The following is a 15,931-nucleotide window of genomic DNA, read 5'->3' as shown; positions in this document are numbered from 1 at the left end:
TCCCGGGGCGGCGGGAAAACAGGAAGGCCCCGCGATCCTGCCGATCGCGGGGCCTTCCCGGGAAAACGCGGATACCGGCCTACCCGGCGCCCCGGGCGAGCCGCCATTTCGCGATACGGAATGGCTGAGCCGCCCCGGGGCCGGGCCGCCCCTACCCCCCTTTACTTCGCGGGGGCGGCGGCCGGCGCCGGCGGGATGGCCGCCTGGCCGGGCGCCGGGGTGGTGACGAAGCCGATGCGGCCCAAACCCGAGCGGCGCGCCGAGGCCATGACCTTGGCCAGAGTCTCGTAGCGGGTGTTCAGGTCGGCGCGGATGCGCACCTCGGGCTGCGGCTTCTTGCCGGCCTCGGCGGCGAAGCGCGCCTGCAGGTCGTCCAGGAAGACCGGCTTCTCGTCCCAGAACAACTGGCCCTTGCCGTCGATGGCCAGGTCGATCACCTTGGGATCTTCCGTGATCTGCTCGGCGCTGACCTGGGGCATGTTGATGCGGATGGAGTGCGCCAGCAGCGGCGCGGTGATGATGAAGATCACCAGCAGCACCAGCATCACGTCGATCAAGGGCACCATGTTGATTTCGGACATGGTGTGCCCGCCCCCGCCCTTGTTGTCGAAACCACCGAAGGCCATTTATTCGCTCCCGCGGGTTTGCGCGCCGGCGGGCAGGCCGGCCGAACGGCGCAGCGCGCGCACCTTGCCGTCGGACAGGGCCACTTGCTGGCCGGTCATCAGGAAGGCGAACAGGTCATGCGCATAGGCGTCCAGGCGCGACAGGAACACGCGGTTGTTGCGCACGAACATGTTGTAGGCCAGCACCGCGGGAATCGCCACCGCCAGGCCCAGGCCGGTCATGATCAGCGATTCGCCCACCGGGCCGGCGATGCGGTTGATGGTCACGCCATCGGACAGGCCGATGCCGACCAGCGCGTGGTACACGCCCCACACCGTGCCGAACAGGCCGACGAAAGGCGCGGTGGAGCCCACCGAGGCCATGACCGTCAGGCCGTTTTCCAGCTTGGCGGTTTCCTCGTCGATCACCTTGCGCATCGTGCGGGTGACGAATTCGCCGTTCGAGCCGGTTTCCTCCAGCTTGGTGGCGCCGTACTTGGCGTGGTGGGCGCGCGCATGCATGGCGTGGCTGGCTAGGTGCGAGAAGGGATCGCGCGCGCCGTGCGTGGCGATTTCGTTTTCCACCTGGTCCAGCGAGCTGGCGTTCCAGAACTTGTTGAGGAAGTCGCGCGAACGCTTGCGCACCAGCGCGTTGTTAATGACCTTGACGATGATCAGGTACCACGTGATCACCGACATCAGCAGCAGGATGACGAACAGCGCCTTGCCGACGCCGTCGGCCTGCGCGATGAAGTGCATGACGCCCATGTCGGGCGTGACGGGCGCCGGGGCCGGCAGCGCGGCGGCGGCCTGCTGGACGGTATTGGCCGCGGCCGGCAAGGCGCCGGCTCCCTGCGGCGCGACGCCCGGATCCGCCGGCGCGGCGGTGGTCGCCTGCGCCAACAGCATGGCGGCAAGGTCAAGAGCGTTGGACATGTCAGTTCCTCATGTTGAAATCGAACGGGATCCTGGCCTGCACGGTGTAGGCCACGCCGTTGCGCGTATACGGTTTGAAGTGGACCCGGCGCAGCGCGTCCAGCGCGGCCTGGTCCAGGCGCGAATAGCCGGACGACTGGACCACCGTCGCCTTTTCTATCGTGCCTTCGGTATTGATCACCACCAGCACCATGACCCGGCCTTCCTCGCGCAGGCGGCGCGAGGCTTCCGGATACACCGGCCGCGGGCCGCGTCCGTCATAGGCCACGTTGGAGACCAGCTCGGGCTGGTCCGGCGGCGGTCCCTGGGTCGGCGCCTGCGGCTTGCTGTCGCCCTGCGGCGTGCCCGAAGGCGGCGCGGGCGGCGGCGGGTTTTCCACCGGCTTGGGCGGCGGCTCCTCTTTCTTGGGCTGCGGCTTCGGCTGGGGCTTGGGCTTCGGTTTGGGTTTCGGCTTGGGCTTGGGCGCGGGCTCCGGCGGCTTCTCGATCACGGGCTCCGGCTCGGGCTCCGGTTCCGGCTTGACGTCGGGCGTGGGGTCCGGCTTGACGTCGGGCGGCGGTTCTTCCTCCGGCGGCGGAGGCGGCGGCTCTTCCACGGGGGGCTGCGGCGGCTCCGGCGTGGGATCGGCCTTGGCCATCTGCGGCACCGGCGCCTCGATGACGCTTACCATGATGGGCGCGTCCTGAGGCATATCCAGCTTCGTCTCGTCGCTGACGAACAGCGCGGCCGCGACCGCCGCATGCAGAATTGCCACCGCCACGCCCGCGCCGATGCGCAAGCCTGGAGAAATCGAGGAAGATGTTGACCAACCGCTTTTGACGCTAGGCATGAATCAGCCAGGGGACGATATCGCTATGCACACCCTGCGATGAAACGGAACGCGAAACGCGCACGCACGAGGACACAGGGCGAATGAAGCCCAAGAATATATCTTAAATAGGAATTATTCGCAAATCCGTTCAGATTATTCTTAAAACAATATCGCCCCCGCCTGATTCGTCCCCTTCTCGATTCCTCCATGAACGCCTTCGACTTCAGCCTGATCGACCGCCTGCCCTCCTACCCCGCCGGCGCCGGCCGCCTGCTGCTGAGCGCCCCGCCGGCGCACGGCCAGCCGCTGCTGCTCTTCGTGCACGGGGCGTATCACGGCGCCTGGTGCTATGCCAACTACCTGGCCTATTTCACCGGGCAGGACGTCGCCTGCGCCGCCCTGGACCTGCCCGGCCACGGCGGCCTGCCGCAGGACGCCAGTTTCCTGCACGCGGGCATCCGCGACCTGGCCGTCTCGGTGCAGCGCGCGGCCGAACGCCTGGAGGGGCCCGTCGTCCTGGTCGGCCACAGCATGGGCGCCCTGCCCGTGCTGGTCGCGGCCGCCGAAATGGCGCGCGCGCCGGCCGGGGTCGTGCTGCTGGCGCCCTCTCCGCCCGCCAACCTGCCGGGCGCGGCGGCCTTGCCGCCGGTGCCCGAGGACGTCCTGCGCGCGCCGCCGGGCGACAAGGAAATCCGCGAACGCTTCGCCGGCTGCGCGGCGGACGTGGACGTCAGCGCCATCCGCCTGCGCCTGTGCGCCGAAAGTCCCCAGGTGCTCAACGACCGCTACGCCCTGCGCGTGGCCGTCAACCCCTTCGCCATGCGCAGCCCCGGCCTGTGCGTGGAGGCGGGCCTGGACGATCCCGCGCGCCATCCCGCGGGACAGGACCGCGCGATCGCCGATTTCTTCGGCTTCGAACACCGGTTGCTGGCGGACCAGCCGCACGCCATGATGTACGGCGAGCGCTGGGAAAGCAGCGCGGAGGTATTGCTGGACTGGTACCGGCGCACCTACGACAGGCGGCGCGGCAACCCGCGTTGACGCGGGACCGCGACCCGCCGCGGCAACCATCGAATTTCCCGAGGAGACAGACACCATGCAAGCTTCGTTCATCGCCGCGCGCGCGGCCGCCCGCCTGTTGCTGGGCGCATCGGCCGCCCTGGCGGTCCTGCCCGGCGCCGCGCGCGCGGCCTGGCCGGAAAAACCCGTGACGATCATCGTGCCCTCGGCGGCGGGCGGCGCCGCCGACCTGACCGCCCGGACCTTCGCGCAGTTCCTCGGGGCCAAGACCGGCCAGAGCATCGTGGTCGAGGACCGCGCCGGCGCCGGCGGCATCGTGGGCACCAATGCCGCCAGGACGGCGCCGCACGACGGCTACACCTTCCTGCTGTCGACCAATTCCACCCATTCGGCCAACCAGTTCCTCTACAAGTCGCTGCCCTACGACGCGCAGAAGGATTTCCGCCAGGTGGGCATGTTCGGCACCTTCGGCACGGTGGCCATCGTGCGGCCGGACGCGCCCTACAAGACGGTGCCCGAGCTGGTGCAGTACGCGCGCGACCATCCCGGCAAGGTCTTCTTCGGCTACTACAGCTCCTCCTCCCAGGTGCCGCCGGAACTGTTCAAGGCGCGCGCCGGCATCAAGGTCGACGGCGCCGCGTACAAGAACATCACGCAGATCATCACCGACCTGCGCGGCCGGCAGATCGATTTCGCCTTCGTCGACTACCTGACCGCCATGGGCCAGATCGACGGCAAGAGCCTGCGCCCGCTGGCGGTGACGGGCGCCCAGCGCCACCCGAGCTGGCCGGACGTGCCGACCATGGATTCCTACTATCCGGGTTACGTGGTGGAAGGCTGGCTGGGGCTGTCGGCGCCGGCCGGCACGCCGGACGACGTCGTCCAGGCCATGAACGGCTACATCGCGCAGGCCTTGCAGGACCAGGCCACGGCCGACAGGCTGCGCGCCCTGGGCCTCATGCCCAAGGGGATGGACGTCAAGCAATTCGACGCGTTCGTGAAGGCGGACACCCAGCGCTGGAAGGAATGGGTGGGGGTGGCGGGCATCCAGCCGCAATGAGTCGGGCGCCTGCATAACGCACCTGCATGGCGCACCTGCATGGCGCACCGACGTGACGCGCCCACACGACGCTCCCCTATACCCCGCGGCGCCCGGCCCCGGGCGCCGCCGTCATCCCACTGTCATCGGCCGGTCATACCATTCTCGCACCCCCCAACGATAAGCAATTCCGAGAGGTAGACCCCATGAATACCGCAACCGAGAGCGCGGCCCTGCCGCCTTCTCACGGCGGCGTGCGCTCGCGCTTCGACCAGCGCACCGGCCCCACGACAGTGATCGTTTTCTTCGGCCTGCTGGCCATCGGCCTGTTCTACACCGGCTACAGCCTGTTCCACGACATGGACAACGCCCATGTCGATTTCATCTCCTGGCTCCCCTTCGTGCTGCTGGGCGTGGCCCTGCTGATCGCGCTGGGCTTCGAATTCGTCAACGGTTTCCATGACACGGCCAATGCCGTGGCCACGGTGATCTACACCAACTCCCTCGCGCCCAATTTCGCCGTCATGTGGTCGGGGCTGTTCAACTTCCTCGGCGTGCTGTTGTCCAGCGGCGCGGTGGCCTTCGGCATCATCTCCCTGCTGCCGGTCGAGCTCATCCTGCAGGTGGGCTCCAGCGCCGGCTTCGCCATGGTGTTCGCGCTGCTGATCGCCGCGATCATCTGGAACCTGGCGACCTGGTGGCTGGGCCTGCCGGCGTCGTCCTCGCACACGCTGATCGGCTCCATCATCGGCGTGGGCGTGGCCAATGCCATGATGCACGGCCGCGACGGCACCGCCGGCGTCGACTGGGCGCAGGCCAAGAGCGTCGGCCTCACGCTGCTGGTGTCGCCCATCGTCGGCTTCGTGTGCGCGGCGCTGCTGCTGGTCGTGCTGCGCACCTTCGTCAAGAACCGCGAGCTGTACCAGGAGCCCAAGGGCAACACCCCGCCGCCCTGGTGGATCCGCGGCCTGCTGATCCTCACCTGCACCGGCGTCTCCTTCGCCCACGGCTCGAACGACGGCCAGAAAGGCATGGGCCTGATCATGCTGATCCTGGTGGGCACCGTGCCCTTGACCTACGGCCTGAACCGCGCCATGCCGGTCGAGGAAATGAACCGCTTCGCCGCCGTGGCGCAGGCCACGCAAGCCTCCCTCATCCGCACCTCGCCCACCGCCGCGCCGGCCGATCCGCGCGCGACGTTGACGGCCTACATCCGCAGCAACGAAATCAATCCGGGCGTGGTCCCCTCGCTGGCGGCCCTGACCGGCTCCATCGGCGGCCAGGTGCGCCACTACGGCTCGCTCGCCGCCGTTCCCGCCGACGCCGTGGGCAACGTCCGCAACGACATGTACCTGGCCTCGGAGACCATCAACCGCATCAAGAAGAACGGCGGCGTCGCGTTCGACGCCGAGACGCAGTCCAACCTCGACGCCTTCAAGCGCTCGCTCGACGACTCGACCAAGTTCATCCCGCTGTGGGTGAAGGTGGCGGTGGCGATCGCGCTGGGCCTGGGCACCATGGTGGGCTGGAAGCGCATCGTCGTCACGGTCGGCGAAAAAATCGGCAAGACCCACCTGACCTATGCGCAGGGCGCGTCGGCCGAACTGGTCGCCATGGCCACCATCGGCGCCGCCGACATGTACGGCCTGCCCGTGTCCACCACCCACGTCCTGTCCTCCGGCGTGGCGGGCACCATGGCCGCCAACCGCTCCGGCCTGCAATGGAGCACGCTGCGCAACCTGGCGCTGGCCTGGGTCCTCACCCTGCCCGCCGCCATGCTGCTGTCGGGCGGACTGTACTGGGTGATGCGGCACGTGTTCTGAGCGGAACGGCCGCGCATGGCGCGGCGCCGTGACGCCATCCGATGACGGGCCGTCGCGCTTGCCGCGCGACGGCCCGTCGTCATTGATGAGGAGGATGCGTGGCGGCGCCGGGGCAGGCGACCGGACGCAGGCCTCGGCCGGGACCGGCCTTGCTTGCGGTCCCTTCGGGGCGTCCTATAATACTGTACATACATACAGCATTCAGGAACGGCATGGACGTCCTCACCAAGCTCGAAGTCCTGGCGGACGCCGCCAAGTACGACGCCTCCTGCGCCAGCAGCGGCGCCCCAAAGCGGGACTCCATCGGCCGCGCCGGGCTGGGCGCGAGCACCGGCGCGGGCATCTGCCACAGCTTCACGCCGGACGGCCGCTGCGTCTCGCTGCTGAAGATACTGCTGACCAACTTCTGCCTCTACGACTGCCAGTACTGCGTCAACCGCCGGTCCAGCAACGTGCCCCGCGCGCGCTTCGCGCCGCGCGAAGTCGTCGACCTGACGCTGGATTTCTACCGCCGCAACTACATCGACGGCCTGTTCCTCAGTTCCGGCATCATCCGCAGCGCGGACTACACCATGGAGCAACTGGTGCAGGTGGCGCGCTCGCTGCGCGAGGAACATCTCTTCCGCGGCTACATCCATCTGAAGACCATCCCCGACGCCGATCCCAGGCTCATCGCGCAGGCGGGCCAATACGCCGACCGGCTCAGCGTGAATATCGAACTGCCCACCGAAGGCGGCCTGGCGCGGCTGGCGCCGGAAAAGGACGCCCACACCATCAAGCGCGCGATGGGCGCGATACGGCTGGCGCGAGAGGAAGCCGAAGGCGAGGCGCGCGACGGCGCGAAACGATCGCTCGCCGCGCCAAGCAAGCCGGCGGCGCGCGCGCCCGCCGGGCAAAGCACGCAGATGATCGTCGGCGCCGACGACGCCAACGACCGCACCATCCTGCAGACCGCGCAGACCCTGTACGGCGCCTACCGGCTCAAGCGCGTCTACTATTCCGCCTTCAGCCCCATTCCCGACAGCCCGTCCAGCGTCCCGGCCCAGGCGCCGCCGCTGTTGCGCGAGCACCGGCTGTACCAGGCCGACTTCCTGATGCGCGGCTACGGCTTCCAGGCCGAGGAATTGTTCCAGGACGACGGCGACCTGCCCTTGGACATCGACCCCAAGCTCGGCTGGGCGCTGGCGCATCGCGAGGCGTTTCCGGTGGACCTGAACCGCGCCCCGCAGCGCCTCATCGCGCGCGTCCCCGGCATCGGCATGCGCAATGCCCAGCGCATCGTGGAGTTGCGCCGCCTGCGCGCCGTGCGTTACCAGGACCTGATCCGTTTGCGCTGCGCCATCGACAAGGCCAAGCCGTTCGTGGTGGTGCGCGACTACCGGCCGGCGACGGCGGAGTCTTCCTCCGAACAACTGCGGCGCGCGCTCGCGCCGCCGCCCGAACAACTCTCCCTGCTATGAGCGCCCGATGAACGCCAACGCCGCCGGCGCGCACAGGCTGCTGATCGACGGCAGCTACGTCAGTTGGCGCGAGCAGGCCCTGCGCGCCCTGGCCGCGCAGTGGGCGCCGGAAGACGTGCAGTGGCTCGCCGTGGAGGGAGGGGCCGCGCCCGGCGACGCGCAGATGACGCTGGACGGTTTCGTTGCGGCGGAAACGCCTCCTTCGTGCCGGGACGGAGGCGCCGGCGATTCACCGCCGGCGGGCGATACGGACGGGACGGGCACGGTTCATGCGGACGCCCCGCCCGTCATCCGCGTCTCCAGAACCTTCGCCGAGCTCATGCAAGACGCCGCCCTCTACCGTTCGCCGCGCCGTTGGGTTCACCTGTACCGCGCCCTCTGGCGCTGGCGCCACGACGACCGCGCGGTCGCGTCGCCGGCGGACGAGGACGGCGCCCGCCTGCACGCCATGGCCAAGGCCGTGCGGCGCGCCAAGCACGATATGATCGCCTACGTGCGCTTCCATCGGCGCGCGGCGGACGACGGCCCCGAATATCTGGCGTGGTACGAGCCCGAGCACGACGTCCTGCCTTGGGCCGCGGAGCACTTCGCGCGACGCATGGGCGCGTCCACCTGGTGCATCGCCACGCCGGCGGGCGCGGCATTCTGGGACGGCGCGTCCCTGCGATACTCCGCCGCCCCCGTCGACGGCGCGGCGGCGGCGCGCGCCGGGGCCGGCGCCGACGACATCGAGCCGCTATGGCTGGCCTACTACCGCAGCATCTTCAACCCCGCCCGCCTGAACGAAAGCGCCTTGCGCCTGCACATGCCCGTGCGTTTCTGGAAAGGGCTGCCGGAAGCCGCGCAGATTCCCGGCATGGTCGCCGCCGCCCGCAACGGCGCGCGCCGCGTCGGGCAGGCGCGGGACGTCGGCGGCATGGACGGCAAGCCGGTGGCGGTCGCGGCCCACCGCGCGCAGCCGCAACGCGATGCGCCCTCCTCGCTGGACCAGTGCCGACGCTGCGACCTCTGGCGCAATGCGACCCACGGCGTGCCCGGCAACGGTCCCGCGTCGGCCCGCATCATGCTCATCGGCGAACAGCCCGGCGACCAGGAAGACCTCGCGGGCAAGGCCTTCGTCGGCCCGGCCGGCCGCATCCTGGACGAAGCGCTGGCGCGCGCCGGCATCGCGCGGGACGAGGTCTACGTGACCAACGCGGTGAAGCACTTCAAATGGATCCCGCGCGGCAAGCGGCGCATGCACAAGACGCCCGCGCAGCGCGAAGTGGACGCCTGTCTCTACTGGCTGGACCAGGAACTGGACCGCATACGCCCGCCCGTCATCGTCACCCTGGGCGCCACCGCGCTGCGCGCCATGGTGCGGCGGCCGGTGCACATGCAGGACTACCTCGACCAGGCCGTCCGGCTGGGCGAAGCCTGGCTGGTCGCCACCTGGCATCCCTCCTATGCCCTGCGCGTCACCGGCGAAGCGGAGCGCGAACACGTCATCGCCGCCATCGCCGGCGCGCTCGCCCGCGCGCGCGAGCTGGCGTCCAAGGGGCAGCCGGATAGTTGACGGCATGCCCGGCCGATCGAAGGACAGGGGCGGGACCGCGCCGGACCTCACGGTTGAGAAATCGGACGAACTCGTCTAAGTTGCTTGCTGCCGCGGCGGCGCGCGCGACGGAGAAGAAGCGCACGACGGCCGCCGCCGCGAGGCATCCTGAGTTCATCCTGGGGAAACGATGCAAGACTTGACCGACTTGGCGCGCCTGATTGGCCTGGGGCTGGCGATCCTGCTGCCGCTGGCGAATCCGCTGACGTCCATGACGCTGCTGTTGTCGCTGGGCGAGCAGATACCCTATCTGGAGCGCCAGAAGCAGATCAAGCAAGGGGCCATCTACGTCGTGGCCATCATGCTGGTCACGTATTACGCGGGCGCGTGGATCATGGCGACCTTCGGGATCTCGATCCCCGGGCTGAGAATAGCGGGCGGCCTGATCGTCGCGGCGATCGGCTTCAACATGATGTTCCCCTCCTCCGCGGCCGAGGACATACCCGAAGCCGACAAGGTCGAGGCGGCCGTGCAACGCAACAGGCATATTCCCAACATCGCCTTCGTCCCCCTCGCGCTGCCCGGCACCGCCGGTCCGGGCACCATCGCCATGATCATCAGCGCGACGGCCACCCGGGATGGCGTGGTCACCGCCGCCACCGCGGCCTGGGTCGTGGCCGTGGCGCCCATCGTCGTCTTCGTGCTCCTGGGCCTGTTGTTCTGGGTATGCCTGCGCTTCGCGGGACCGCTGGTTCGCATCATCGGACACGGCGGCGTCGAGGCGATCTCCCGGGTGATGGGTTTCCTCCTGATATGCATGGGCGTGCAGTTCGTCATCAACGGCGTGCTGGAAATCATCAGCCAGCACCACGCCTGACCGGGGCCGCGCGGGGCCGGGCCGGCTTCACCCCATCCATCCGGCCGCTCAATCGTAGCCGTACAAGCGCCGGGGGTTGTCGACCAGGACGCGATCGAGCGCGGCGGGATCGTCCGAGTACAGCGGCAGCAGGTCCACCAGCTTGCCGTCGTCGGGCACCTCGCGCACGTTGGGATGCGGCCAGTCGGTGCCCCACACGATGCGGTCCGGCGCGACGTCCAGCATGCGGCGGACGAAAGGCGCGGCGTCCGCGTAAGGCCGGTCCTGCCGCGACAAGGCCGCGGAGATGCGCTCCGGTCCGCTGATCTTCAGCCATGCGCGCGGGTGGCGCAGCACGTCGAGCAGGTCCGCGAGGGGTTGCTGGTCCAGGCCGTCGGCCACCATCGTGCGTCCCATGTGATCGATGACGAAAGGCACCGGCAGCGATTCGAGGAAGCCTCGCAGCGCGCCCAGGTGGGCGGCGGTGACGTGCAACTGCACGTGCCAGCCCAGCGGCGCGATGCGCTCGGCGACCGCCCGCACCTTGTCCGTGTCCGCGGACTGCCCCAGGTGCGGCATGAAGTTGTAGCGGACCCCGCGCACGCCCTGTTCGTGCAATTGCTCCAGCCTGCGCGGCGATACGTCGTCCTCGACCAGGGCCACGCCGCGGTAGCGCCGCGGCGCGCGCGCGATGGCGTCCAGCATGGCGCTGTTGTCGGTGCCGTGCACGGTGGCCTGCACCAGGACCGCCCGGTCCACGCCCAGCAGGCGGTGCAAGGCTTCGAGCCGTTCGATGGGCGCGTCCGGCGGATCGTAGGCGCGCGCGGGATCCAGGGGAAAGCGCGCGGCGGGACCGTAGACGTGCACGTGCGTGTCGCACGCATTGCGCGGCAGGACGAACGCCGGGCGGCTGGGGTGGGGATGCGGCGGCGGCACGCGCTTCATACTGTCTCGCTCTCTTCTTGTCCATCGCGGCCGGACATTCCTGGAGCGGGTCCGGCGCCCGGCCCCAAGTATCGCCGCCGCGCCGCCGGCCGGGGTTGCCTTGCGGCCCTCGCGCCGTTCTATTTCGCTTATGTACCGCCCCTTATGTACCGCCTTTATATACGACCTTTATGAACCGCCCGCCCGGCGGCGGGCCCGCCGCGGCACCCGCGCGCCGGTCCGCGCATCCATCGATACCGCCAGGCGCCTGACCTCGTCGAGCAAGGCCTGCGCGCCCGGCTGGAGCTGCGCGCCCGTGCGCAAGGTGACGCCGATGTGGCGCTGCATGCCGTCCAGCGGGAACTTGAGCGCCGCCAGGCCGCCGGCCTCGAATTCGTAGTAAAGCTGGTGGACCGACAAGGCGGTCAGCATGTCCGAATGCAGGAGCAGGCCGCGCAGCAGCGCCAGGTCGGCGGTCTCGACCGAAGGGACCAGGGGCGGCCTGCCCTTGGCGATGAAGAACGCGTCGAGCTGGTCGCGCAAGGGCGTGGACGCCCGCGACAACACCCACGGATAGGCCCGCAGATCGTCGAAGCCCACCGCGCGCTTGCGCGCCAGCGGATGGCCGGCGCGCGCGATCAGCACGATGTCCTCGTGCAGGAGCACCTCCGTGGTCAGGGCGGCGTCCTGCAAGGGGCGCAAGGCGCCCACGATGAAGTCCACGTCCGCGCTCAGCAGCCCCGCGCACAAATCGCCGTAAGGGCTCTCCAGCGTGCGTATGCGCAATCCGGGATGGCGCGCGAGCACGCCGGCGATCGCCGCCGGCAGCACCATGGTGCGGATCAAGGGCAGCGCGCCGACGGTGACGATGCCTTGGAGCACGCCTTGCAAGGCGGCGACGTCGGCCTGGATGTTCCGCAGCTCCGCCAGCACCCGCTTGAAGCGCACCACCCAGCGCGCGCCCGCCTGCGTCGGCACCATGCCGCGCGGCGTGCGCTGGAACAGCGGCTGGCCCAGCGTTTCCTCCAGGCCGGAGATGGAGGCGCTGATGGCCGGCTGCGTCAGCCCGGCAAGGTGGGCGACCGTCGACATGTGGTGCACGTCTGCCAGCAAGGCCGCGTGCATCAGGCGGCGCGTGTGAAACAGCGAAGCGGCCGTGCCCGCGCCGGCCGTCCCGCCTCCGCGGGCGCGCCGCAGCGCGAGCGCTTCCTCGTGCACCGCGGCAAGCTCGGCGGCGATGTGCGACGCGCGCACGCGCACCGCCTCGCCCGCCGCCGTCAGCAGCATGCCCGTGCCCTTGCGCTCGAACAGCCTGACGCCCAGGCTGTCCTCGAAGCGATTGACCGCGCGCGTCACCGCGGAAGACGCGCGAAACAGCGCCTCCGCCGTGCTGCGCACCCCGCCGGTGGCGGCCACGGTATTGAAGACGTGGAGATGATGCAGGCTGAGACGGCCCGCCGGATCGCCATGGGCGCCGGGACGTTGTTCGACCGAGGGATGAGCAGAAGCCATAAACATATTAGAACGCCCTCCCCCATACAAGGCAACCCGTATGCGCCGCCGCGGAACCATACTGCGCTCAAACATAGAACGAGAGCGGAGACAATGAGCGCTGGACAAGACAAGGCCAGGGAAAGCCAAAGGCAGCAGGCCGTGCCCTGCATGCTGATGCGGGGCGGCACCTCGCGCGGCCCCTTTTTCAAGGCGGCGGACCTGCCAGCGGACATCGCCGCGCGCGACGCCGTCCTGCTCGCCGCCATGGGTTCGCCCGACGCGCGCCAGATCGACGGCCTGGGCGGCGCCCACCCGCTGACCAGCAAGGTCGGCATCGTCGGCCCCGGCGCCGCGCCCGGCGTGGACCTGGAGTTCCTGTTCGCGCAGGTGTCGATCGCGCAGGCCAAGGTGGACACCACGCCGAACTGCGGCAACATGCTGGCCGCCGCCGTCCCCTTCGCGCTGGAAACCGGCCTGCTGCAAGCCCGCGGTGAAAGCAGCACCTTCCGGGTCCTGGCCTTGAACACCGGCATGCAATGCGATATCACCGTGCAGACGCCCGACGGCAGGGTCCGCTACGACGGCGACGCCCGCATCGACGGCGTGCCCGGCACCGCCGCACCCGTCTACATCGATTTCCTCGATACGGCGGGGTCGGTATGCAGCGGCCTGTTACCCACGGGCCGGCCGCTTGACCGCATCGAAGACGACGGCGCGGGCAGCCTGGAAATCACCTGTATCGACAACGGCATGCCCATGGTGCTGATGCGCGCGGCCGACCTCGGCCGCAGCGGCTATGAGACGGTTGCCGAGCTGAATGCCGACGCCGATCTCAAGCGCCGCGTCGAAGCCATCCGCCTGCGGGCCGCGCGGCTCATGGGCCTGGGCGACGTCAGCGAAAAACCCTATCCCAAGATGTGCCTGGTCGCGCCGCCGCGGGCGGGCGGCGCGATTTCCACGCGCTGCTTCATTCCCCATGTCTGCCACGACGCCATCGGCGTGCTGGCCGCGGTGACCGTGGCCACCGCCTGCGTGCTGGAGGAATCCGTCGCGGCGGGCGTGGCACGGCTCGAACCGGGCCTGCGCAAGCAGGTGTCGGTGGAACACCCGTCGGGCGAATTCAGCGTCGGCTTGGAACTGGATCCCGCCGATGCGCGCAAGGTCCTGCGCGCCGCCCTGTTGCGCACGGCTCGCCTGATCATGCGCGGGGAAGTGCAACTGTCGGCGCGGGTGCCGGCGGCCCATGCCGCCACTTCCTGATCCATCCGGCGACGCTCGCCGCCCCCGGCTCACGCGGCGAGCACGACCCCGGCCCCGGACCCGTTCACGACATCCTGGAGAACACTTTGATCATAGACTGCCACGGCCACTACACCACCGCGCCGAAGGCGCTGGAGGACTGGCGCAACCGGCAGATCGCCGGCCTCAAGGACCCCGCGTCCGCGCCCCGCGCGGCCGACCTGCGCATCGGCGACGATGAAATCCGCGCATCCATCGCCGCCAACCAGTTGCGCCTGATGCGCGAACGCGGCAGCGACCTGACCATCTTCTCGCCGCGCGCCAGTTTCATGGCCCACCACGTCGGCGACCTGCAGACCAGCCTGGCCTGGGCGGCGATCTGCAATGAACTCTGCCATCGCGTCGCCGCGCTGTTTCCCGACCACTTCATCGGCGCGGCGATGCTGCCGCAATCGCCGGGCGCGCCCATCGCCACCTCCCTCCCGGAGCTGGAGCGCTGCGTGAAGGAGTACGGCTTCGTCGCCATCAACCTGAACCCCGACCCTTCCGGCGGCCACTGGACCTCGCCGCCCCTGGGCGACCGCTACTGGTATCCGCTGTACGAAAAAATGGTGGAGTACGGCGTGCCCGCCATGATCCACGTCAGCACCAGTTGCAACGCCTGCTTCCATACGACGGGCGCGCACTACCTGAACGCCGACACCACGGCCTTCATGCAATGCCTGACCTCGGACCTGTTCAAGGACTTCCCGGACCTGAAATTCATCATCCCGCACGGCGGCGGCGCGGTGCCCTACCACTGGGGCCGCTTCCGCGGGCTGGCGCAGGAAATGAAGAAGCCGCCGTTGAACGAATCGCTGCTGAACAACATCTTCTTCGACACCTGCGTCTACCACCAGCCCGGCATCGACCTGCTGGCGCAGGTCATCCCCGTGCGCAACGTGCTGTTCGCCAGCGAAATGATAGGCGCCGTGCGTGGCATCGATCCCACCACCGGCTTTCACTACGACGATACGCGGCGCTACATCGACGCGGCGCCGCATCTCACCGACGCCGACCGGCGCCTGATCTACGAAGGCAACGCGCGGCGCGTCTACCCGCGCCTGGACGCCGCGCTCAAGGCCAGAGGCAGATAACGCCCACCGAAGCACCGAAGCACCGGCACACCCGCACACGCCGGAACGACAAAGGAAGAGACAATGAAAACATCCCGCCGCGAATTCGTCCTCGGCGCGGCCGGCGCCTTGGCCGCCGCCCTGCTGCCCCCCCTGGCCCGGGCCGCCGGCTTCCCCGACCGCCCGCTACGCCTGATCGTCCCCTTCGCCCCGGGCGGCAACGTCGACGCCACCGCGCGCGTGGTCGGCGCGGGGCTGACGCAAGCCCTGGGCGTGTCGGCCGTGGTGGAAAACAAGCCCGGCGCGGGTGGCAGCATCGGCGCGGACATGGTCGCGCGCGCGCCCGCCGACGGCTACACGCTGCTGGTCGGGTCCAACGGTCCCCTGACGGTCAATCCCTTCATCCAGGCCCGCCTGCCGTACGACCCGCTGCGCGACTTCGCGCCGGTCGCCCTGTTCGGCTACGTGCCGCACGTGATCGTGGTCAATCCCTCGATACCCGCGCACACCCTGGCCGAGCTCGTCGCCCTGTCCAGGCAGCGGCGCATCAACACCGGCACCTCCGGCATCGGCAGCGCCACGCACCTGAGCCTGATGCGCCTGAACGCGCTGTCCGGCGCCAAACTGGTCCACGTGCCCTATCGGGGCGGCGGCGCGCTGATCCCGGACCTGCTGGGCGGCAGCCTGGACGCCACCATGACGGAATTCTCCACCGTGCTCCCGCTGCTGCGCGCCGGCAAGGTCCGCGTCATCGCCGTCGCGGCCAGGCAGCGCATGGCGCTGGCGCCCGCCATTCCCTCCTTCATCGAGGCGGGCGTGCCCGACTTCGTCGCCTCCAGCTACGTCGGCCTGCTGGCGCCCGCGAAGACGCCGGAGCCGGTGGTCGCGTCCTTGCAGCAAGGCGTATCGGCCAGCCTCGCCAGCGCCGCCGTCGCCGGCAAGCTCGCCGACCTCGGCGTGGTCGTCGCGTCCGGGCAGCAGAGAACCGCCGGCGGCTTCGGCGAATTCCTGCGCGCCGAATACGAAAACGCCAGGCAGGCGGTGGCGCTCGCGGGCATCAAGCCCGAGTGATCCG

The 15,931-nt window shown here is 69.6% G+C and carries 14 protein-coding genes; 9 read left to right on the top strand and 5 right to left on the bottom strand.

What is annotated here, in order from left to right:
- Positions 1-161: 161 nt before the first annotated feature.
- The 3 genes from CAL29_RS10545 to CAL29_RS10535 are packed head-to-tail and all read right to left on the bottom strand — an operon-like array spanning position 162 to position 2,370.
- Entirely contained in the window at positions 162-626 is a 465-nt protein-coding gene (locus tag CAL29_RS10545; RefSeq protein WP_094852998.1) for an ExbD/TolR family protein, read from the bottom strand.
- Entirely contained in the window at positions 627-1,541 is a 915-nt protein-coding gene (locus CAL29_RS10540) for a MotA/TolQ/ExbB proton channel family protein (protein WP_094852997.1), read from the bottom strand.
- A gap of 1 nt (position 1,542) precedes the next feature.
- Positions 1,543-2,370 (bottom strand): energy transducer TonB, encoded by an 828-nt coding sequence (locus CAL29_RS10535; RefSeq protein WP_094852996.1) that lies wholly within the window; start codon positions 2,368-2,370, stop codon positions 1,543-1,545.
- A 189-nt stretch (positions 2,371-2,559) separates the two neighbouring features.
- Here CAL29_RS10535 and CAL29_RS10530 point away from each other — a divergent pair, with 189 nt between their 5' ends.
- The 6 genes from CAL29_RS10530 to CAL29_RS10505 all read left to right on the top strand — a co-directional run bounded on the left by CAL29_RS10530 (position 2,560) and on the right by CAL29_RS10505 (position 10,105).
- Positions 2,560-3,393 carry an alpha/beta hydrolase gene (locus CAL29_RS10530; protein WP_094852995.1) on the top strand — a complete coding sequence of 278 codons (834 nt, stop codon included), beginning with the start codon at positions 2,560-2,562 and terminating at the stop codon, positions 3,391-3,393.
- Positions 3,394-3,448: 55 nt separating this feature from the next.
- Positions 3,449-4,432: a Bug family tripartite tricarboxylate transporter substrate binding protein gene (locus CAL29_RS10525; protein ID WP_094852994.1), complete on the top strand. Its 984-nt coding sequence runs from the start codon at positions 3,449-3,451 to the stop codon at positions 4,430-4,432.
- A gap of 185 nt (positions 4,433-4,617) precedes the next feature.
- A complete protein-coding gene (locus tag CAL29_RS10520) occupies positions 4,618-6,234 on the top strand; it encodes an inorganic phosphate transporter (RefSeq protein ID WP_094852993.1) in 1,617 nt (538 codons plus the stop codon).
- A gap of 212 nt (positions 6,235-6,446) precedes the next feature.
- On the top strand, positions 6,447-7,694 hold the full coding sequence (locus tag CAL29_RS10515; protein ID WP_094852992.1) for a putative DNA modification/repair radical SAM protein: 1,248 nt from the start codon (positions 6,447-6,449) through the stop codon (positions 7,692-7,694).
- A gap of 7 nt (positions 7,695-7,701) precedes the next feature.
- Positions 7,702-9,249 (top strand): UdgX family uracil-DNA binding protein, encoded by a 1,548-nt coding sequence (locus tag CAL29_RS10510; RefSeq protein ID WP_094852991.1) that lies wholly within the window; start codon positions 7,702-7,704, stop codon positions 9,247-9,249.
- Between the two features lie 169 nt (positions 9,250-9,418).
- Positions 9,419-10,105: a MarC family NAAT transporter gene (locus CAL29_RS10505; protein ID WP_094852990.1), complete on the top strand. Its 687-nt coding sequence runs from the start codon at positions 9,419-9,421 to the stop codon at positions 10,103-10,105.
- Between the two features lie 48 nt (positions 10,106-10,153).
- Here CAL29_RS10505 and CAL29_RS10500 read toward each other — a convergent pair whose 3' ends face one another.
- Entirely contained in the window at positions 10,154-11,029 is an 876-nt protein-coding gene (locus CAL29_RS10500) for an amidohydrolase family protein (RefSeq protein WP_094852989.1), read from the bottom strand.
- Positions 11,030-11,197: 168 nt separating this feature from the next.
- The gene (locus tag CAL29_RS10495; RefSeq protein WP_256977342.1) at positions 11,198-12,526 is read right to left on the bottom strand and encodes a LysR family transcriptional regulator; all 1,329 of its coding nucleotides are present in this window, start codon (positions 12,524-12,526) and stop codon (positions 11,198-11,200) included.
- Between the two features lie 87 nt (positions 12,527-12,613).
- Between CAL29_RS10495 and CAL29_RS10490 the strand changes: the two genes are divergently transcribed.
- The 3 genes from CAL29_RS10490 (at position 12,614) to CAL29_RS10480 (ending at position 15,927) form a co-directional block, all read left to right on the top strand.
- The gene (locus tag CAL29_RS10490) at positions 12,614-13,762 is read left to right on the top strand and encodes a 4-oxalomesaconate tautomerase (RefSeq protein WP_094852987.1); all 1,149 of its coding nucleotides are present in this window, start codon (positions 12,614-12,616) and stop codon (positions 13,760-13,762) included.
- Between the two features lie 86 nt (positions 13,763-13,848).
- Entirely contained in the window at positions 13,849-14,877 is a 1,029-nt protein-coding gene (locus CAL29_RS10485) for an amidohydrolase family protein (RefSeq protein ID WP_094852986.1), read from the top strand.
- Positions 14,878-14,940: 63 nt separating this feature from the next.
- Positions 14,941-15,927 (top strand): Bug family tripartite tricarboxylate transporter substrate binding protein, encoded by a 987-nt coding sequence (locus tag CAL29_RS10480; protein WP_094852985.1) that lies wholly within the window; start codon positions 14,941-14,943, stop codon positions 15,925-15,927.
- The last annotated feature ends 4 nt before the right edge of the window (positions 15,928-15,931 follow it).

The sequence above is a fragment of the Bordetella genomosp. 10 genome, from assembly GCF_002261225.1.
GTDB lineage: Bacteria > Pseudomonadota > Gammaproteobacteria > Burkholderiales > Burkholderiaceae_B > Bordetella_C.
Note: the sequence above shows the minus strand (reverse complement) of the source record. Positions and strands in the feature narration are given on the sequence as shown.

What these genes read in the sequence shown, in the direction of transcription:
- CAL29_RS10495 (WP_256977342.1), bottom strand. Translation starts at nt 12,526, where the DNA reads ATGTTTATGGCTTCTGCTCATCCCTCGGTCGAACAACGTCCCGGCGCC.
- CAL29_RS10545 (WP_094852998.1), bottom strand. Translation starts at nt 626, where the DNA reads ATGGCCTTCGGTGGTTTCGACAACAAGGGCGGGGGCGGGCACACCATG.
- CAL29_RS10525 (WP_094852994.1), top strand. Translation starts at nt 3,449, where the DNA reads ATGCAAGCTTCGTTCATCGCCGCGCGCGCGGCCGCCCGCCTGTTGCTG.
- CAL29_RS10480 (WP_094852985.1), top strand. Translation starts at nt 14,941, where the DNA reads ATGAAAACATCCCGCCGCGAATTCGTCCTCGGCGCGGCCGGCGCCTTG.
- CAL29_RS10535 (WP_094852996.1), bottom strand. Translation starts at nt 2,370, where the DNA reads ATGCCTAGCGTCAAAAGCGGTTGGTCAACATCTTCCTCGATTTCTCCA.
- CAL29_RS10540 (WP_094852997.1), bottom strand. Translation starts at nt 1,541, where the DNA reads ATGTCCAACGCTCTTGACCTTGCCGCCATGCTGTTGGCGCAGGCGACC.
- CAL29_RS10505 (WP_094852990.1), top strand. Translation starts at nt 9,419, where the DNA reads ATGCAAGACTTGACCGACTTGGCGCGCCTGATTGGCCTGGGGCTGGCG.
- CAL29_RS10490 (WP_094852987.1), top strand. Translation starts at nt 12,614, where the DNA reads ATGAGCGCTGGACAAGACAAGGCCAGGGAAAGCCAAAGGCAGCAGGCC.
- CAL29_RS10530 (WP_094852995.1), top strand. Translation starts at nt 2,560, where the DNA reads ATGAACGCCTTCGACTTCAGCCTGATCGACCGCCTGCCCTCCTACCCC.
- CAL29_RS10510 (WP_094852991.1), top strand. Translation starts at nt 7,702, where the DNA reads ATGAACGCCAACGCCGCCGGCGCGCACAGGCTGCTGATCGACGGCAGC.
- CAL29_RS10500 (WP_094852989.1), bottom strand. Translation starts at nt 11,029, where the DNA reads ATGAAGCGCGTGCCGCCGCCGCATCCCCACCCCAGCCGCCCGGCGTTC.
- CAL29_RS10520 (WP_094852993.1), top strand. Translation starts at nt 4,618, where the DNA reads ATGAATACCGCAACCGAGAGCGCGGCCCTGCCGCCTTCTCACGGCGGC.
- CAL29_RS10515 (WP_094852992.1), top strand. Translation starts at nt 6,447, where the DNA reads ATGGACGTCCTCACCAAGCTCGAAGTCCTGGCGGACGCCGCCAAGTAC.